This is a genomic window from Sinomonas sp. R1AF57, assembly GCF_002224485.1.
GTDB classification, from domain to species: domain Bacteria; phylum Actinomycetota; class Actinomycetes; order Actinomycetales; family Micrococcaceae; genus Sinomonas; species Sinomonas flava.
This window is the reverse complement of the sequence record NZ_CP022463.1, coordinates 626164-644977: the sequence shown is the minus strand read 5'-3', so window position 1 is coordinate 644977 and position 18814 is coordinate 626164. Positions and strand designations below refer to the sequence as shown.

At 70.9% G+C, this 18814-nt stretch carries 16 protein-coding genes; 10 read left to right on the top strand and 6 right to left on the bottom strand.

Annotated features, from left to right (window positions below; translation table 11 throughout):
- Nucleotide 1: 1 nt before the first annotated feature.
- The 3 genes from CGQ25_RS03025 to CGQ25_RS03015 all read left to right on the top strand — a co-directional run bounded on the left by CGQ25_RS03025 (nt 2) and on the right by CGQ25_RS03015 (nt 2974).
- Nucleotides 2–1111, top strand: a complete 1110-nt coding sequence (locus CGQ25_RS03025) for an S-(hydroxymethyl)mycothiol dehydrogenase (protein WP_208711749.1) — start codon at nt 2–4, stop codon at nt 1109–1111.
- Nucleotides 1108–1737, top strand: coding sequence for an MBL fold metallo-hydrolase (locus tag CGQ25_RS03020; protein WP_208711748.1), 630 nt, complete (start codon nt 1108–1110; stop codon nt 1735–1737). Before CGQ25_RS03025 ends, CGQ25_RS03020 begins: the two co-directional genes overlap by 4 nt.
- A gap of 424 nt (nt 1738–2161) precedes the next feature.
- Nucleotides 2162–2974 (top strand): IclR family transcriptional regulator, encoded by an 813-nt coding sequence (locus CGQ25_RS03015; protein ID WP_208711747.1) that lies wholly within the window; start codon nt 2162–2164, stop codon nt 2972–2974.
- Between the two features lie 267 nt (nt 2975–3241).
- Here the strand turns inward: CGQ25_RS03015 and CGQ25_RS03010 are convergent, their stop codons facing one another.
- Nucleotides 3242–4747: a PucR family transcriptional regulator ligand-binding domain-containing protein gene (locus tag CGQ25_RS03010; protein WP_208711746.1), complete on the bottom strand. Its 1506-nt coding sequence runs from the start codon at nt 4745–4747 to the stop codon at nt 3242–3244.
- Nucleotides 4748–4898: 151 nt separating this feature from the next.
- Between CGQ25_RS03010 and CGQ25_RS03005 the strand changes: the two genes are divergently transcribed.
- The 5 genes from CGQ25_RS03005 (at nt 4899) to CGQ25_RS02985 (ending at nt 11195) form a co-directional block, all read left to right on the top strand.
- Entirely contained in the window at nt 4899–6485 is a 1587-nt protein-coding gene (locus CGQ25_RS03005) for a cytosine permease (RefSeq protein WP_208711745.1), read from the top strand.
- Nucleotides 6486–6581: 96 nt separating this feature from the next.
- The gene (locus CGQ25_RS03000; protein ID WP_208711744.1) at nt 6582–7355 is read left to right on the top strand and encodes a creatininase; all 774 of its coding nucleotides are present in this window, start codon (nt 6582–6584) and stop codon (nt 7353–7355) included.
- 146 nt (nt 7356–7501) lie between these two features.
- Complete coding sequence (locus tag CGQ25_RS02995) at nt 7502–8761, top strand: aminopeptidase P family protein (RefSeq protein ID WP_208711743.1); 1260 nt, start codon at nt 7502–7504, stop codon at nt 8759–8761.
- Nucleotides 8762–8960: 199 nt separating this feature from the next.
- Nucleotides 8961–10283 carry an MFS transporter gene (locus CGQ25_RS02990; RefSeq protein WP_208711742.1) on the top strand — a complete coding sequence of 441 codons (1323 nt, stop codon included), beginning with the start codon at nt 8961–8963 and terminating at the stop codon, nt 10281–10283.
- A 105-nt stretch (nt 10284–10388) separates the two neighbouring features.
- Nucleotides 10389–11195, top strand: a complete 807-nt coding sequence (locus tag CGQ25_RS02985; RefSeq protein WP_208711741.1) for an IclR family transcriptional regulator — start codon at nt 10389–10391, stop codon at nt 11193–11195.
- 54 nt (nt 11196–11249) lie between these two features.
- On the opposite strand, the gene CGQ25_RS02980 is transcribed toward CGQ25_RS02985, so the two are convergent.
- From CGQ25_RS02980 to CGQ25_RS02970, 3 genes are all read right to left on the bottom strand, one after another.
- The gene (locus CGQ25_RS02980) at nt 11250–11867 is read right to left on the bottom strand and encodes a Rho termination factor N-terminal domain-containing protein (RefSeq protein ID WP_208711740.1); all 618 of its coding nucleotides are present in this window, start codon (nt 11865–11867) and stop codon (nt 11250–11252) included.
- An 81-nt stretch (nt 11868–11948) separates the two neighbouring features.
- Nucleotides 11949–12386 (bottom strand): nucleoside deaminase, encoded by a 438-nt coding sequence (locus CGQ25_RS02975; RefSeq protein ID WP_208711739.1) that lies wholly within the window; start codon nt 12384–12386, stop codon nt 11949–11951.
- On the bottom strand, nt 12383–13450 hold the full coding sequence (locus tag CGQ25_RS02970; protein ID WP_208711738.1) for a zinc-dependent alcohol dehydrogenase family protein: 1068 nt from the start codon (nt 13448–13450) through the stop codon (nt 12383–12385). Before CGQ25_RS02970 ends, CGQ25_RS02975 begins: the two co-directional genes overlap by 4 nt.
- 106 nt (nt 13451–13556) lie before the next feature.
- Here CGQ25_RS02970 and CGQ25_RS02965 point away from each other — a divergent pair, with 106 nt between their 5' ends.
- Both CGQ25_RS02965 and CGQ25_RS02960 read left to right on the top strand, forming a co-directional pair.
- Nucleotides 13557–15221 (top strand): helix-turn-helix transcriptional regulator, encoded by a 1665-nt coding sequence (locus CGQ25_RS02965; protein WP_208711737.1) that lies wholly within the window; start codon nt 13557–13559, stop codon nt 15219–15221.
- Nucleotides 15222–15366: 145 nt separating this feature from the next.
- Nucleotides 15367–16488: an NAD(P)/FAD-dependent oxidoreductase gene (locus CGQ25_RS02960; protein WP_208711736.1), complete on the top strand. Its 1122-nt coding sequence runs from the start codon at nt 15367–15369 to the stop codon at nt 16486–16488.
- Between the two features lie 172 nt (nt 16489–16660).
- Here the strand turns inward: CGQ25_RS02960 and sucD are convergent, their stop codons facing one another.
- The gene (gene sucD / locus CGQ25_RS02955) at nt 16661–17596 is read right to left on the bottom strand and encodes a succinate--CoA ligase subunit alpha (protein WP_208711735.1); all 936 of its coding nucleotides are present in this window, start codon (nt 17594–17596) and stop codon (nt 16661–16663) included.
- 14 nt (nt 17597–17610) lie between these two features.
- Entirely contained in the window at nt 17611–18786 is a 1176-nt protein-coding gene (sucC, locus tag CGQ25_RS02950) for an ADP-forming succinate--CoA ligase subunit beta (RefSeq protein ID WP_208711734.1), read from the bottom strand.
- Between the last annotated feature and the right edge of the window lie 28 nt (nt 18787–18814).

Genomic DNA, 18814 nt, shown 5'->3' with positions numbered 1-18814 from the left:
CATGACCACCACCGCCAACGGAACGCAGCTGCACGAGGTGAGGGCCGTCGTCGTGCGCGAGAAGAACGCGCCCGCCACGGTCGAGACGATCCTCGTCCCGGACCCGGGGCCGGGCGAGGCCCTCGTCGACGTCCTCACCTGCGGGGTCTGCCACACGGACCTGCATTACAAGCTCGGCGGGATCGGGGACGACTACCCCTACCTCCTCGGCCATGAGTCCACCGCGGTCGTCTCGGCGGTCGGCCCGGACGTGACCGACCTCAAGCCGGGCGACCGCGTCATCCTGAACTGGCGCGCCGTGTGCGGCGAGTGCCGCGCGTGCAGGAAGGGCCAGCCGCAGTACTGCTTCGCGACCCACAACGCGACGCAGAAGATGACCCTGAAGGACGGCACGCCGCTCTCGCCCGCGCTCGGCATCGGATCCTTCGCCGAGAAGACGCTCGTCGCCGCCGGGCAGTGCACGAAGATCGACGACGACGTCGACCCCGCCGCCGTCGGCCTCCTCGGCTGCGGCATCATGGCCGGCATCGGCGCCGCGATCAACACCGGCGAGGTCAAGCGGGGCGAGTCCGTTGCTGTCATCGGCTGCGGCGGCGTGGGCATCGCCGCCATCGCGGGCGCCAAGCTCGCGGGCGCGACGACGATCATCGCCGTGGACCTCGACCCCGCCAAGGTCGAGCTCGCCAAGGGCCTCGGCGCGACGCACGGCGTGGTGTCGAAGGAGACCGACCCGGTCGAGGCGATCCGCGACCTCACCAACGGCTTCGGCGCGGACGTGGTGATCGACGCCGTCGGCCGGCCGGAGACGTACAAGCAGGCGTTCTACGCGCGCGACCTCGCCGGCCGCGTGGTCCTCGTCGGCGTGCCGACGCCCGAGATGACCCTCGAGCTGCCGCTCCTGGACGTGTTCGGCCGCGGCGGCTCGCTCAAGTCCTCCTGGTACGGCGACTGCCTCCCGAGCCGCGACTTCCCGATGCTCGTCGAGCAGTTCAAGCTCGGCCGCCTGCCGCTGGACGCGTTCGTGACCGAGCGGATCGGGCTTGACGACGTCGAGGCCGCGTTCGAGAAGATGCACCGCGGCGAGGTCCTGCGCTCGGTGGTCGAGCTGTGACGGCTCGGATCGATCGCCTGGTCACGTCCGGCACGTTCTCCCTCGACGGTGGCACCTGGGATGTGGACAACAACGTCTGGATCGTGGGCGACGACGCGGAGGCCATCGTCATCGACCCCGCGCACGACGCCGGGGCTGTCGCCGACGCCGTCGCGGGCCGCACCGTGACCGCGGTGCTGCTCACGCACGGGCACGACGACCACATCCGCCACGCGCGGGAGTTCGCCGACAAGGTCGGGGCGCCCGTGCTCCTGCACCCCGGCGACCTCATGCTGTGGGAGGACGTGTACCCCGGCACTGCGCCGGACGCGGAGATCGCCGACGGCGAGGTGTTCAGCGTGGGCGGGGCCGAGCTGCGTGCCCTGCACACGCCGGGCCACTCGCCCGGCTCGGTGTCGTTCTACGCCGAGTCGCTCGGGACGGTCTTCACCGGCGACACGCTGTTCGCCGGCGGCCCGGGCGCGACCGGGCGGTCCTACTCGGACTTCGGAACGATCATCGAGTCCATCAAGGGCCGGCTGCTCACGCTGCCCGCCGCGACCGTGGTGAACACCGGGCACGGCGACTCGACGACGATCGGCGACGAGGCCCCGCACCTGCAGGAGTGGATCGACCGGGGCCACTGACCCGACCCCGCCCGGCCCGGGGCCGCCCGGCCCGGGCCCGCGGAGGTCCGGCCCGGGCCCGCCGGGCCCGCCGAGGTCACCCCCAGTGGGCCCGAGGTCACCCCGTGTGGGCCCGAGGTCACCCCGTGTGAGGCCGAGGTCACCCCCAGTGGGCCCGAAGTCACCCCGTGTAAGGCCGAGGTCACCCCTTGCTGGCATCCAGAACGACCTGGACCGACGGACAACGGCCGGCACCTTCCCTGCGGAAGGTGCCGGGGTTGTTGTGCCTCAACCGCCCGTCATCTCGAAATCTCAGCTGGCACCGCTCGGGGTGACCTCGACGCCACACCCGGTGACCTCGACGCCACACCCGGTGACCTCGACGCCACACCCGGTGACCTCGGCGCTCCGGGGGCCGGCTCGACAGGTCTGGAAGAATCAGGCCATGAGCAGAACATCCGGCGACCATGATCCGGACGTGGGCCGCTCAGCCAATGGCGTCCAATCCGTCGAGCGCGTCGTCCAAGCCCTCGAGATCCTCGCCAGGGAGGGCAGCGCCGCCGTCGGCCACGTCGCGGACCGCATCGGCGTGCACAAGTCGACGGCGTCGCGCATCCTCGGCGCGCTCGAGGCCCACGGGTTCGTGCAGCAGAGCTCCCGGCGCGGCAAGTACCAATTGGGCGTTGGCCTCCTGCGGATCGCGAGCTCGATCCCGCGCCGCCTCAGCCTCGTCCACGCAGCCAGGCCCGTCCTCGAGGACCTCGCGCATCAGTTCGGCGAGACGGTCAACCTCGCCGTGCTCCGCGGCGGGTACGCGGTCAATGTCGACCAGGCCATGGGCCCCACTAACCTCGCGAGCTTCAACTGGATCGGCAACCTCACCCCCCTGCACGCCACCTCGAGCGGCAAGGTATTCCTCGCCTACATGCACCCGGGCCTGCGCGACGACGTGCTGCGGGATGCGCCTCCCGAGACGCTCACGCCGCGCACTCTCACGCGCCAGCAGCTGGACGAGCAGCTGCCCGAGATCATGCGTCTGGGCTACGCCGCGACCCACGGGGAGCTCGAGGAGGGCCTCAACGCGATCGCGGCCCCCGTCTTCGGGCACACCGGGGAGGTCATCGGGGCCGTGAGCATCTCCGGCCCTGCGTTCCGCTTCGACCCAGACGCCGACCCCGACCTCGTCAAGGCCGTGATCGCCGCCGGCGAGGAGATCACCGAACTCATGGGAGGTCCGGCCGCCCAGGATCGCTCCTGACCGGCCGGACGGTGATGTCCTCGCGCTCGGTCGGGTCAGACGGCGCGCCCGATCCCTGACGCGACCGGCCGCTCGCCGCACTCACGCGCCTCGCGCGCCGTCGTCTCCAGGTTCACGCCCTCCCCCGCCGAGGTCACCTGCTCTGACCGCGACGTCACCCCTTAGGGCGCCACACGGGGTGACCTCGGCGCCACACGGGGTGACCTCGGCGCCACACAGGGTGACCTCGGCGCCACACGGGGTGACCTCGCGGTGGGGGCGGCGGGATCAGGGACGGGCGTCGTCCCGGAGCTGGGCGTTGCCGCGCACCAGCTTGACGGCGAACGCGAGCGCCCCGAGCTTCCCCCGCCCCCGCGGGTCCCCGCCGAGCGCCGAGAAGATCCGCCGGAGCCGCTTGTGGAGCGACTGTCGCTCGAGGAAGAGGATCTCGGCCGCCTCAGTGGCATTGCATCCGGTGGTGATCCACACGTCGAGCGTGCGCACGAGCTCGCCGCCGTGGCGCTGGTCGAGGCGGATGAGCTCGCCGATGGACTCTTCCACGATGGCGTCCACGGCCCCCCGGGACAGCGAGCGCTCGGCCATCCGTTCCACGAGGAAGTCGGAGGCGTCGTGAATCGCGTCGGTCCACTTCGACGACCGGCCGATCCGCCACGTCGCCCTGGCCTCGGCCAGCGAGTATGCCGCCTGGCGGATGGTCGGGGCGGTGGGGCCGAGGGCACCCGTGAGCCCACGGCCCGCAACAGCCTCGCGCAGGACGGCGAGCACGCGCTCCCGGTCCTGGGACCCGGCGCCGGGAGGCAGGGTCATGAGGATGTCGACCCAGTCGCCGTCGACGGCCAGCAGTGCCGACGGAAGGGCGGTGCGGGCCCGCTGCTCGATGTCGGCGGACCGGTCGACGGGCCTGCGGACCACGGCCATGACGAGCGGCTGCTCGGGAGGGATGCCGGCGGCCTGGCTGAGTTCGAGCAGCCGGTCGCCGCCGCCGCCGGCGTCGATGAGCCGCAGGAGCTCGTCCTCGGCGAGGCGTGCGAGGCTCGGGCGGTGCTGCTGGGCCAGGGCGAGCGCCACGATGCTGCGGACCCGCGCGAGGACGGTCTCGAGAAGCTCGTCGTCGGCGTCGCGGCCCCCGATGAGCTCGAGCCGGGCTGCACCGATCCCGCCGACGGCGAGCTCGGTGTCGGGACCGTGCGCGCCCTCGCCCGGTTCCTGGCCCGCCGATGCGAGCACGGCGCCCCGCGTGTCGACCACCCGCACGTACACTCCCATCGTCTCGGCGATGAGCGCCACGAGCGGACCGAGCAGCGCGCCGGAGTTGGCAATGCGCTCGGTGAGGGCCTGCGAGAGGCTGTCCGCGAGCTGGAGCGCCGTGACCTGCCCCGAGACGATCCGCCGGTTGACGGACTCTGCCACTTCGACGAAGGGCACGACCTGTCTGAGCTCGATCAGCGGCAGGGCCGCCTCGTCCGCAGCAGCGACGAGCTCGGACGGCAGGCGCCTGCCGGTTCCCGCCGTCTGCACGGCAAGCGCCGCGACCCTCCGGTTCGACAGGCTCCAGATGTACTCGGACTGCGCGGCCGGCTTGAGCGCGAGGAGGGCGGACCCGCCGGTGAGCAGGAGCTCGCCGCCAGAGAGGAGCGGAGCGATCTCGAGGACTTCCGAGGAGTGCACCCATCGGACACGCGCCTGCTCCACCGCGGCACCGCCGCCCACCACGACCGGTGCGCCGACGGCGAGCACGCTGCTGGCGAGGACTTCGGTGAGAGGCAGGGCCACGGCAAATCCCATCGGAAGGAGACAGAGTGTCCCCCGCAACAGGAGCAGCAGGCGACAGAACGAGTCTAGGTGGTGACGTGGGGCACATCTACGCTTGAAGGCAGCCGGCTACTCGCTCCCCCAAGCGATACCTTCGAGAAAGTAGTCTCACATGAGCCTTCGCACTCAGAGCAAGACTGAGGACGCCACGCACGTCGTCGAAGACGTGCTGCAGCCCGTCCCCGAGTCCGCTCGCACCACCAAGGTCTCCGGGCAGTTCTGGATCTGGGCTGGGGCCAACGTAGCCCCCATCAACTGGATCCTCGGCGCCCTGGGCATCAACATGGGCCTCGGCCTCGCGGACACCATGACGGTGCTCGTCCTCGGCAACATCATCGGCATGGTCGGGTTCGGATTCTTCGTCCTCCTCGGCCAGAAGACCGGCGCGACCGGCATGCTGCTGGCCCGCGGCGCCTTCGGCCGCCGTGGAGCCTACGTCCCTGCGGCCATCCAGGCCATCGTGGCCGTGGGCTGGTCCGCGGTGAACACCTGGGTCATCCTGGACCTGGTCATGGCGCTGTTCGGCATGATCGGATGGGTCGACCCGGCCGAGGAGAACCTGGTCTGGAAGATCGCCGTCGCGGCGATCATCATGAGCATCCAGGTCGGCATCTGCTACCGCGGCTACGGCGCGATCGCCAAGTTCGAGCGGATCACCATGCCGCCCACGCTCCTGGTCCTCGTCGCGATGTCGATCATCGCGTGGACGCAGCTCCCCATCGACTGGTCCTACGCGGGCCCCGCCGGCGCCGTCCTCACCGGCGGCGAGCGCATCGCCGCGATGTCCGGGATCATGACGGCCATCGGCATCGGCTGGGGCATCGGCTGGTTCACGTACGCCCCCGACTACTCGCGGTTCGTGTCCAAGAAGATCCCGGCCCGCAAGCTCTACCTCACCTCGGTCCTGGGCCAGTTCCTGCCGGTCATCTGGCTGGGCCTCCTCGGCGCGAGCCTCGCGACCATGAACGGCACCGCAGACCCCGGCGAGCTCATCGTCAAGAGCTTCGGCGCCATGGCGATCCCGGTGATCCTGCTCGTGATCCACGGCCCGATCGCCACGAACATCATCAATCTCTACACGTTCGGCGTCGCGACGCAGGCACTCGACATCAGGATCTCCCGCAAGAAGATCTCGATCATCGTCGGCTGCTTCTCGATGTGCGCGGTCATCCTCTTCCTCTTCGCCGAGGACTTCGCGACCCTCCTGGACACCTGGGTCATCGCGATCGCGGCGTGGGTCGCGACGTGGGGCGGGATCATGGCGGTCCACTACTTCATCTTCGAGCGCCGCCACAAGAAGTTCGACTACCTCTTCATGAGCCCCCGCGACACCCACCTCAAGGCGGTGAACCCGTCCGCGCTCATCGCCTTCGCCCTGGGCCTCTTCGCGACCTGGCTCTTCATGTACGGCGCGATCCCGATCTTCCAGGGCCCGATCGCCACCGCGATGGGCGGCGTGGACCTCTCCTGGCTCGCCGGGACCGTCGTCGCCGGCGGCACCTACTTCGCACTCGGCTACCCGCGCTTCCGCGACCGGATCCACCACGGCGTCCCGCTGGGCATCCGCACCGACATCCGGGACGAGGAGTTCCTCGAGGCCCACGGCAACGCCGCGCACGACGGCGAGTCCCCGGCGTCGTCCGCGACGTCACCGGAGGTGCCGGCCGCCGCGCCGGCCGCCGCACCGACGATCCCCTAGCGTCCAGCGACACCACCTTCCGCCGGCGGCGGGGCACGACCCCCGCCGCCGGCGCCCTTCAGCACGCCTTCCCACACCCTGCACCCAGGAGGAACCATGGCCACCAGCGTCTTCATGGAGGAGCTCGACGCCTTCAGCTACCGGGAGGCAATCGCCTCGGGCGCCCCCGTCATCGTCCCCGTCGGATCCATTGAGCAGCACGGGCCGCATCTGCCGCTCAACACCGACGTCCTGCTGTCGAAGGCCATGGGCGAGCGCCTCGCAGCCTCGCTGGGAGGCCTCGTTGCCGCGCCGATCGTGTACGGCTACAAGTCGCAACAGCGTTCCGGCGGCGGCAACCACCTGGGGGGCACGACGAGCCTCGACGGCACGACGCTTATCTCCATCGCCAGGACGCTCACGCTCGAGTTCGCCCGGCACGGGGCGCGGCGGATCGTCTTCCTCAACGGCCACTTCGAGAACTACCAGTTCATCTACGAGGGCGTCGAGCAGGCCACCGCGGAGCTCGGCCTGCGCGGCCAGGACCTCTCCGCCGTCCTGCTCTCCTACTGGGACTTCGTGGACGAGGAGACGATCGAGGAGATCTACCGCGGCTCGTTCCCGGGCTGGGACGTCGAGCACGGCGGCGTCCTCGAGACCTCGCTCATGCTTCACCTCTATCCGCGCCTCGTCCAGCTGGACCGCGTCATGGACCTTCCCGCGGCCCAGCTGCCCCGATACGACGTGCTCCCTGTGCGGCCGGAGCTCACCCCGGCCTCGGGCTGCCTGTCCTCGGCCAAGGCCGCCTCGGAGGCGGCGGGGCAGCTCCTGCTCGAGCGCACGTCCAAGGCCCTCGCGGAGTCCATCGCCGCCGAGGTCAGCCGGCCCTGAGCACCGCAAAGTTGCGCTCATCGCAACCAAAGTGCACGTCGCTTGACCGTGACGCCCACCACAGCTAGTCTGATGCAACGAGGTTGCGGCTAACGCAACCGAAGACTTTCTCGCAACCACGCAACGATCCCTGAGAAGGAGACACCATGTCCGTCGACACGGCTTCCACGTCCGCCACCAGCGTCGCCGAGCTCGAGCGCCTCAAGGTGCTCCACAACGGCTCCAAGGGCAAGCTCACGTTCTCCGATGCGGAGTTCGAGCGCCGCCTGGGCGGCCTCCGCCAGATCATGGCCGCCAAGGAGCTCGACGCCGTCATCCTGACGAGCTACCACGGCATCAAGTACTACTCCGACTTCCTCTACACGACGTTCGGCCGCAACTACGCTCTGGTCGTCACCGCCGACGACTCGGTCACCGTCACCGCGAACATCGACGCCGGAATGCCGTGGCGCACCTCCTACGGCGAGAACATCGTCTACACCGACTGGCGCCGCGACAACTTCTACTTCGGCCTCCAGGAGGCCCTGCGCCAGCGCGGCGTCCGGGCCACCCGCCTGGGCGTCGAGGACGACGCGCTCCCGACCCTGACCCGCGAGAAGATCGCCGCCGCGTTCCCCGGCGCCGCGCTCCTGGACGTCTCCCAGGACGCCATGCGCCAGCGCATGATCAAGTCCGCCGAGGAGATCGAGGTCATCAAGCACGGCGCCCGCATCGGCGACCTGGGCGGCGAGGCCATCCGCAACGCGATCCGCGAGGGCATCACCGAGTACGAGGTCGCCCTCGCTGGCACCGAGGCCATGGTGCACGAGATCGCCAAGACGTTCCCCCACCGCGAGGTCCGCGACACCTGGGTCTGGTTCCAGTCGGGCATCAACACGGACGGCGCCCACAACTGGGCCACGACCCGCAAGCTCGAGAAGGGCGACATCCTCTCGCTGAACTGCTTCCCGATGACCTCCGGCTACTACACGGCCCTCGAGCGCACCCTGTTCCTGGGCCAGCCGGACGAGGAGAGCCTGCGCCTGTGGAACATCAACGTCGAGGTGCACCGCCGCGGCCTCGAGCTCATCAAGCCGGGCGCCGTCTGCAAGGACATCGCCGCCGAGCTCAACGAGATCTACATCGGCTACGGCCTCCTCCCCAACCGCACGTTCGGCTACGGCCACTCGTTCGGTGTCCTCTCGCACTACTACGGCCGCGAGGCCGGCCTCGAGCTCCGCGAGGACATCGAGACGGTGCTCGAGCCGGGCATGGTCGTCTCCATGGAGCCGATGATCACGGTCGCCGACGGCCTCCCGGGCGCGGGCGGCTACCGCGAGCACGACATCCTCGTGATCGGCGAGGACTCGGTCGAGAACATCACCAAGTTCCCGTTCGGCCCGGAGAAGAACATCATCGAGGCCTGATCCGGCACGCACGACGGCGCCGCACCCCGCCCGCGCGGGGTGCGGCGCCGTCGTCGTACGTGGCGGCAGTACCTGGAGGCAACCGAGGTGCGTTCTGCGCGTCACATGCACGAGTGATCTTGACCACAAGCGGTGGGCGAGCCTACATTGGTGCAATCGAGTTGCGCTAAACGCAACCCCAAGATACTGGTGGTTTCCTTTGAGCACTGAGAACTCCACAGCCCCCTCCGACATCCAGCAGGCCGACGGCATCAGCAAAGACGCACGCCGCCGCGTCCTGTGGGGCAGCTTCTTCGGCAACTTCGTCGAGTGGTTCGACTACGCGGTCTACGGGTACCTCGCGGCGACGATCTCCCAGGCCTTCTTCCCGGAGACGGACCGTCAGACAGCCCTCCTCGCAACGTTCGCGGTCTTCGCGATCTCCTTCTTCATCCGCCCGCTCGGCGGGTTCGTGTGGGGCCACATCGGCGACCGGCTGGGACGCCGCACTGCCCTGTCCCTGTCGATCCTGATCATGAGCGGCGCGACGTTCTGCATCGCGCTCATCCCGTCCTACGCGGTGATCGGCGTCGGGGCCCCGATCCTGCTCCTGGCCGTCCGGGTCGTGCAGGGCTTCTCCGCCGCAGGCGAGTACGCCGGGGCCTCCGCGTTCCTGGTCGAGTACGCCCCTGCCAACCGGCGCGGCCTCTACGCCGCAGTGGTGCCCGCCTCCACGGCCGCCGGCCTCCTGCTCGGCTCCCTCCTGGCCGCGCTCCTGTCCATCGTCCTGACTCCCGAGCAGATGACGGAGTGGGGCTGGCGCCTCCCGTTCCTGCTCGCGGCCCCGATGGGACTGATCGGGCGCTACATCCGCACCAAGCTCGAGGACACCCCGGCGTTCCGGGCGATCGAGGACCAGGCCGAGACCACCCACGCCCCGGTCAAGGACATGTTCTCCAAGCACTGGCGCGCGCTGCTCCTCGCCGTCGGCGCGGTGCTCCTGAACGCCGTGGGCTTCTATGTGATCCTCTCGTACATGCCCACCTACCTCTCCGAGGAGCTGGGCTTCGGCTCCACGGAGTCGTTCTTCGCCACGACAATCGCCCTGACGACCTACATAGGCTTCATCTTCCTCACGGGCCTCGCCTCGGACCGGTTCGGCCGCAAGCGGGTGCTCCTGACCGCCTCGGTGGCGTTCATCCTCTTCACCGTCCCGGCGTTCATGCTCCTTGACACGGGCAGCTTCGCGATGGTGCTCCTCGTCCAGATCGCCCTCGGCGCGATGCTCACCCTCAACGACGGCACGCTCCCGAGCTTCCTCGCCGAGCTGTTCCCCACCCGCATCCGCTACTCCGGCTTCGCGGTGAGCTTCAACCTGTCCAACGCGGTCTTCGGCGGCACAGCCCCGTTCATGGCGACCCTGCTCATCGGGATGATGCACACCAAGCTCGCCCCGGCGTGGTACCTCGTCGCCGCGGCTGCCGTCTCCCTCGTCGCCGTCCTGTGCGCGAAGGAGACGTCGAACAGGCCGCTCGCCCACTGACGTGCCTGAGAACGGGTGCGCGCACGACGGCGGTCTCCCACCCGCCGTCGTGCGCGCACCCGCCGTGTGGCCCCAGGCGTCCCTCATTCCCTAAGGTGTTGTCCCATGATCGAAAGCGTGAACGGCGAGGCCGCTGAGGCGCGCGGGTCGTCCCCCATCTCGAATGCCATCGCGGTGCTGCGCTGCTTCAGCGTCGACGAGCCCCTCATAGGGGTGACGGACATCGCCGCCCGCGTCGGGCTGCACAAGAGCTCTGTCTCCCGCATCCTGGCGACCCTCGAGTCGGAGGGGCTCGTGGAACGCGACGAGCCGACGCGGCGGTACCGGCTCGGCCTCGGGCTCATCGCCGTCGCCGGCCCCCTCCTGGCCGACCTCGACGAGCGCCGCGTGGCGTATCCGGTGCTGCGGGAACTCACGGAGCGGACCGGGGAGACGAGCGCGCTGCTGAAGTGGAACGGCCAGGAGGCCGTCTCCGTGGAGCAGATCCCGAGCCCGCACCAGGTCAAGCACACCACGACGCTCGGGACCCGCTACAGCACCGCCGTGTCCGCCTCGGTGCAGGTCTTCCTCGCGGCCGAGCAGCCCGAACGGGCCCGCGCGCTCCTCCGCGCGGGCACCGTCGCGCTGGCGGAGACGGACGACGCCGGCCTGGATGCCTTCGCGCGCCGCCTCGCCGAGGTGTCCCAGCGGGGGTACGCCCTCAACTACGGCGAGACCTCCGTCGAGGAGGTCGGCGTCTCCGCACCGGTCTTCGACCACCGCGGGGACGTCGTGGCCGCCGTGCTCATCTCGGCCCCCCGCTTCCGCATCTCCCCGGAGCACCTGCAGGTGCTCGGCGAGGCGTGCGCCCAGGCTGCCCGGGACATCACGCGGCGCCTCGGCGGCAGCCCGGTCGCGGCTGCGGCCAGCTAGGACACTGCTGCGGCAGCCTCGGGCCCAGGCGCCTCGGGCCCGAGCGCCACGGGCTCAGGCGTCCTCGCGCTCGGGGTTCTCGAGCTGGAAGAACGTCGACTGGCGCCCGTCGCTGCGCTGCTCCTGGTAGATGAAGTTGAGCCTGCGCTCGTCGAAGGTCGCGAACCATTCGTCCCAGCTGACTTCGCGGAGGGTGTCGCTGTCGCCCCCGAAGTCGATCCGCAGCACCCCGAGGCTGTCGCCGTGCTCGGTGCCGGGGACGGTCGCGGGGACACCGTTGCGCTCCTCGGCCCACTTCCGGATCACCTCGTGGTGCGTGGTGACGAGGCTGCGGCCCTCGCGCTCGGGCTCGTCCTCGGGCGAGGTCACTTCCTGCGAGTACTTGAGCGAGTCCGAGGTCCCGCTGCCGGTGCGGATCCGGCCCCCGTCGGGCCCTGCGCCCTCGCCTCCGTCCGTCCCGCCCGTGGCCTTCTCGCCCTTCGCGTCCGCACCGCCGCGTCCGCCGCCCGCCTCCGCCAGGGCGTGGACGAGCTCCTCCTTCTTCATCGTGGACGTGCTGCCGATCCCGGCCTCCTTGGCCTTGTGCCGCAGCTCGTCCACCGTCATCCCGCGCAGCTCGGTCTCGCTGACGTCGGGCGTGTTCGGGGTCTGGTTCCCGGGCTTGTCCGCCATGGCTCCTCCTCGTCCTCGGAACTGTGCCGAGGGGAACCTTCCCCCGCTGGACCGGCGCAAACCCCGCGGTCGCGGACCGGACTACTCGGCGATGTCCTCGGCCCAGAGCGCGGGCTGATCCCGCTGGAACGCCTCCATCATCTCCACGCACCGCGCATCGTCGAGGACCTCGACTTCGACACCGCGCGAGCGCAGGAGCTCCAGCTCGCCGGGGAAGGTGCGCTGCTCCCCGACCACGACGCGCGGGATCTTGAACTGGACGATGGTCCCGGCGCACATGGCGCACGGCGCGAGGGTGGTGTAGAGGACGGTGTCGCGGTAGGTGGACTGCCGGCCCGCGGCACGGAGCGCGGACATCTCCCCGTGGGCGATTGGGTCCCCGTTCTGGACCCGCTCATTGCGCCCGACGGCGAGGACCTCGCCCCCGCGGACGAGGGCGGCGCCGATGGGAATGCCGCCTTCCGCGAGCCCGGCCCGGGCCGCCTCGAGGGCCGCCTCGAAGCCGATGTCGCGCGTCACCGCTGCAGCCCGGGGACGAGCATGACCTTGACCGCGCGGCGCTCGTCCATGGCCCTGTAGGCCTCGGCGGCTTCCTCGAGCGGCATGACCGAGTCGAACACGAGGCCCGGGTTGATGTCTCCGGAGAGCACGTCCTCGAGCAGTTCGGGCAGGTAGTGACGGGTGGAGGCAGCGCCACCGGCCACGGAGATGTTCTTCGAGAACAGGGTGCCGATGGGCAGCTCCGCGCCGCCGGCGGGGACGCCGACGAACCCGAGGCTTCCGCCCGGCCGGGTGCAGCGGAGCGCCTGGTCCATCGACTCCTTCGTGCCCACGCATTCGAGGACGGAGTCGGCGAGCACCCCGCCGAGCAGCTCGCGGACCTTCTCGGCCGCCTCAGCGCCGCGTTCGGCGACGACGTCCGTGGCGCCGAACTGGCGTGCGAGCTCGGCGCGGTCCTCGTGCCGGGACATCGCGATGATCCGCTCGGCGCCCAGCCGCCTGGCCGCGAGGACCCCGGAGAGGCCGACGGCGCCGTCGCCCACCACCACCACGCTGCGACCGGGCCCGACGTGCGCGGCGACCGCCGCGTGGTGGCCCGTTCCCATGACGTCGGAGAGAGTCAGCAGGCTCTTGGTGAGCGCCTCGTCGGGGTCGGTCACGCCCGGCACGGCCACGAGGGTTCCGTCCGCCATGGGGACGCGGACCCGCTCGCCCTGGCCGCCGTCCACCGGGAGGCCCTGCTCGTCGCTGCCGCCCCAGGCTGCGCGGTGCTCGCACGCGACCTGGACGCCGTTGCGGCACGGCGGGCACGTCCCGCAGGAGACGGCCCAGGGCGCGATGACGAAGTCGCCGCGCTTCACGGCAGTCACCTCGTCGCCGACCGCCTCGACGACGCCGACGAACTCGTGCCCAATCGGCTTCGGCTCCGTCACCTCGCGCACGCCGCGGTAGGGCCACAGGTCGGAGCCGCACACGCACGCGGCCGTCACCCGGACCACGGCGTCGCCGGGCAGCAGCACCTCCGGGTCGGGGCGGTCCTCGACCCGGATGTCGCGGGTTCCGTGGATCATGGTGGCGCGCATGGATGCTCCTTGGTCGTGTGGGGGCACCGGGGCGAAGCCCGGCGGATCAGCCCGGCGGTCCGGCTCGGCAGTTCAGCTCCAACCTACTCCGATCTATCCTCGAAGCGTGGCGGTCCCCAGCTCCGTTCCGCTCGCAGCCGACGGCCGGCGGCTGTACGAGGCAGGGTCCTGGACCCGAGCCCTCGAGGCCTTCGAGCGCGCCGACTCGGACACACCGCTGCCCGGCAGCGACCTCATGCTGGCCGCGTTCAGCGCCTATCTCCTGGGGCGCGAGGACCGCAGCATCGACCTCTTCGGCCGCGCCTTCCGGGACTTCCTCGGGACGGACGACGCCGCCGCTGCCGCCCGCGCCGCCTTCTGGCTCTCCTTCGCGCACGACAGCCGCGGGGACCGGGCCCGCGCCGAGGCGTGGGGCCGGCGGCTCGCGGGGATCGTCGACGAGTCCCGGCTCGGTGCGGAGCGTGCCCTGCTGCTCTCGGGCCTGGGGCACCGGTCCCTCGCCTCGCCGGACCCTGCCGAGACGCGCCGGGCGCTCGAGCTGTCACGCGAGGCCATTGCGCTCGCGCGCCCCGTCCGGGACACGGACACCGAGGTCTTCTCGCGCCTGAGCGCCGGCTGGGCCCTCCTGCGGCTCGGCAGCACCGGCGAAGGCCTCGCCGAGCTCGACGAGGCGATGGCGACCGTGACCTCGGGCGAGGTGAACACGCCGATCGTCAACGGAGTGGCCTACTGCTCGGTGATCTCGGCCTCGCTGCGGTCCGAGGACCTCGCCCGCGCCCGCGAGTGGACGACCGCCGCCACCGACTGGTGCGCCCAGCACCCCGAGCTCGTGCCCTTCCGCGGGCAGTGCCTCGTGCACCGCTCCCAGGTGAAGATGCTCGACGGCGACTGGTCCGGCGCACTCGACGAGGCCGCCCGGGCGGTGCAGCGGCTCCTTCCCGCCGACACGGGTCTGGCCGGCTACCAGCTCGGAGAAATGCACCGGCTCACCGGGCGCTTCGCCGAGGCCGAGGACGCCTACCGCCTCGCGAACTCCGCAGGGCGCCGGCCCGAGCCGGGACTGATGCTCCTGCGCCTGGCCCAAGGGAGGGCGGACGCGGCAGCCGTCTCGGCCCGCCGGCTGAGCCTCGAGCTCACGCGGCGGTCCGAGCGCGCCGAGTTCCTCCCGGCGTACGTGGAGGTCATGGCCGCCGTCGGAGACATCGATGCCGCTCGGGCCGGCGCGGCCGAGATTGCCGCCATGGCCGAGAGGGCCGGGCCCTCGGGTGGGCCTGCCGCCGCCCTGTCCCGCGCTCGTGCGCTCACCGCGGAGGGCACGGTGTGCTGTGCCGCGGGCGAGGCGGCCCAGGCGGTGCGGAGCCTGCGGGACGCGTCGCTCGCGTGGCACGACCTCGGCATGCCCTATCCCGAAGCTCGCGCGCGGGTGACGCTCGGCCGCTGCTACGCCGCACTCGGGGACGATGAGGCGGCAGCCCTCGAGGTGGACGCCGCACGGGAGGCCTTCCAACGGCTCGGCGCGCAGCCGGACCTCGCGGCGCTGCCGGACGCCGGGCGCGGGCGGCGCCGCGCGCCGTCGCCCGTTCCCCTGACCGAGCGGGAGGTCGAGGTCGTGCGGCTCGTGGCCGCCGGGCTCACGAACCGCGCGATCGCGAACGAACTCGTCCTCAGCGAGAAGACGGTCGCCCGGCACCTCGCGAACATCTACGCCAAGCTCGGCATCGCCTCCCGCGCCGCGGCGACGGCCTATGCGTACGACCACTCCCTCGTCTAGGCCGCTCCCCACCTCCCCCCGTTGCGGGGTCGCGTCCCACCCCTTGCGAGGTCCCGTCCCTGCACACAAATGCCCATGCCGCCGGCCTCGCGGATACACGATCCGCCCGACGCGCCGCATGCATCCGTGGCCGTACCGTCGAGGCATGACCAGCACCCAGCCCCGCATTCCCTCCCCCGCTCCGGCCGGCAGCGCCGCGGAGCACCGCATCGGCACCGTGATCGTGGGCGGCGGCCAAGCCGGACTCGCCACGGCGCACTGGCTCGCCGACGCCGGCCTCGACTGCGTGGTCCTCGAGGCCCGCGACCGGATCGGCGACCAGTGGCGCGAACGCTACGACTCCCTGCGGCTCTTCACGCCCGCCCGCGTCAACGGCCTCCCGGGGATGCCGTACCCCGGGCCCAGATCTGCCTTCCCCACCGGCCGCGAGCTCGGCGACTACCTCGAGTCGTACGCCGCGCCGCTCGGCGCCCGCATCCGCACCGGCGTCCGCGTCACCTCGGTGGAGGCCCTCGACGGCGGCGGCTTCCGCGTGGCGACAGACGACGGCGAGCTGCGGGCGGACAACGTGGTGATCACGACCGGTGCCGATGCCGTGCCGAAGGTTCCGGCCGTCGCGGCGACCCTCGATCCCGGGATCCGCCAGATGCACTCGAGCGGCTACCGGAATGCCGGCCAGCTGCTGCCCGGGCCCGTGCTGGTGGTCGGTGCCGGCACCTCCGGCGCGGACCTCGCCCTGGATTCCGTCCGGGCCGGCCACGAGACGTGGCTCTCCGGCCGCCATCCCGGGGAGATCCCGGGGGGCGAGCGCGTCCGCGGGCCGCTCTTCTGGTTCCTCGCGAACTACGTCCTGACACTCCGGACTCCGGTAGGGCGCAGAGCGCGCCCCGCGATCCGCGGCGGCAGCGCTCCGCTCGTGCGCACGAAGCGCGCCGACCTCGACGCCGCGGGGGTCCACCGGGTGCAGGCCCGCACGGTGGGCGTGGTCGACGGCAGGCCCCAGCTCGACGACGGGACGGTGCTCGACGTGGCCAACGTCCTGTGGTGCACCGGGTACACCCACGACTACTCCTTCGTCCGCTCCCTGGACCTCGGGCCGGACGGCTATCCGGTGCAGACCGACGGCGCGGCCGAGGGCCTCCCGGGCCTCTTCTTCGTGGGCCTCCTCTTCCAACGCGGGCTCTACTCGCACCTCGTGGGCGGCGTCGGCAAGGACGCCCGACTCGTCGCGGAGAAGATTGCGGCCCGCACCCTCGCCCCCGTCTGAGCCGCAGCCCCGCCTGAACTGCAGAGCCCATCTGAAGGTCACCTCCTGGGGGTCACGTGATGTGACCCTCAGGACGTGACCCCCAGACGGGTCTGGCCGGGAAGCACGACGGCGGCCGGTCGCCTCCCGTGCGGGAAGGCGACCGGCCGCCGTCGTGGGCCGGGTCAGAACCTCAGAGGCTGCTGTCCGGGAGGTGCACCGGGTAGACGGAGCGGAGGAGGTGGGCGGTCTCGGACGGCGTCTTGCCGACCTTGACGCCGGCGGCCTCGAGGGCCTCCTTCTTCGCCTGGGCCGTGCCGGAGGAGCCGGAGACGATGGCGCCGGCGTGGCCCATGGTCTTGCCCTCGGGCGCGGTGAAGCCCGCGACATAGCCGACGACCGGCTTGGTGACGTTGTTCTTGATGAACTCGGCCGCGCGCTCCTCGGCGTCGCCGCCGATCTCGCCGATCATGACGATCGCCTTCGTGTCCGGGTCCTTCTCGAACGCGGCGAGGGCGTCGATGTGCGTGGTGCCGATGACCGGGTCGCCGCCAATGCCGATGGCGGTCGAGAAGCCGAGGTCACGCAGCTCGTACATCATCTGGTAGGTCAGCGTGCCGGACTTGGAGACCAGGCCCACGCCGCCCTTGCCGGTGATGTTCGCCGGGGTGATGCCCACGAGCGCCTCGCCCGGGGTGATGATGCCGGGGCAGTTCGGGCCGATGATGCGCGTGGTCTGGTTGCCCTCGGCGTCCTTCTTGGACTGCGCGAGCGCCCAGAACTCGGCGGAGTCCTGGACCGGGACGCCCTCGGTGATGACCACGACGAGGCCGATCTCGGCCTCGATGGCCTCGACCACGGCGTCCTTGGTGAAGGCCGGCGGCACGAACACGATGGACGTGTCCGCGCCCGTCTCGGCCATGGCCTCCTTGACGGAGCCGAAGACCGGGAGCTCGACCGGGTTGCCGTGCTGGTCGTTGTGGGAGACCGTGGTGCCGGCCTTGCGGGCGTTCACGCCGCCCACGATGTTGGTGCCGGCCGCGAGCATGCGGGCGGTGTGCTTGGAGCCCTCGCCGCCGGTGATGCCCTGGACGATGACCTTGTTGTCCTTGTTGAGGAAGATCGACATTTTTCTCTCGTCCCTTACTTCGCAGCGCCCGAGTTGGCGAGCTCGGCGGCCTTGTCGGCGCCCTGGTCCATGTTCTCGGCGAGGGTCACCAGCGGGTGGTTCGCCTCGTGGAGGATGCGGCGGCCCTCGTCGACGTTGTTGCCGTCGAGGCGCACGACGAGCGGCTTGTTCGCCGAGTCGCCGAGCTTGTCCAGCGCGCCCACGATGCCGTTCGCGACGGCGTCGCACGCGGTGATGCCCCCGAAGACGTTCACGAAGACGCTCTTGACCTGCTCGTCGCCGAGGATGATCCCGAGGCCGTTGGCCATGACCTCGGCGGACGCGCCGCCGCCGATGTCCAGGAAGTTCGCGGGCTTGACGTTGCCGTGCCGCTCGCCGGCGTAGGCCACGACGTCGAGGGTGGACATCACGAGGCCGGCGCCGTTGCCGATGATGCCGACTTCGCCGTCGAGCTTGACGTAGTTCAGGTCCAGGGCCTTGGCCTTGGCCTCGAGCGGGTCCTCGGACTCCTTGTCCACGAGCTCCTCGTGCTCGGGGTGGCGGAAGCCGGCGTTCTCGTCGATGGAGACCTTGCCGTCCAGGGCGATGATGTCTCCGGCACCGGTCTTGACCAGCGGGTTGACCTCGACGAGCGTGGCGTCCTCGCCCTTGAAGACGTCCCACAGCTTGACCAGGACAGCCGCGACCTTCTCGCGCAGCTCGGGGGCGAAGCCGGCGGCCTCGACGATCTCGGAGGCCTTGGCGGCGTCGATGCCGACGGCCGGGTCGACGGGAACCTTGGCCAGGGCCTCGGGGCGCTCGACGGCGAGCTGCTCGATCTCCATGCCGCCCTCGACCGAGCACATGGCCAGGTAGTTGCGGTTGGCGCGGTCGAGGAGGACCGAGAAGTAGTACTCCTCGGCGATGTCCGCACCGGCGGCGATCATGACCTTCTTGACCGTGTGGCCCTTGATGTCCATGCCGAGGATGTTGGTGGCGTGCTCGAATGCCTCGTCAGCGGTCTTCGCGACCTTGACACCGCCGGCCTTGCCGCGGCCGCCGATCTTCACCTGGGCCTTGACAACGGTAACCCCGCCGATCTTCTCGGCAGCAGCCTTGGCTTCCTCGGGGGTGTGCGCAACGATTCCGGCGAGCACGGGAACGCCGTGTGCCTCGAACAGATCGCGCGCCTGGTATTCAAACAGGTCCACGGTTCAGTGTCCTCTACGTCGAAGTAGT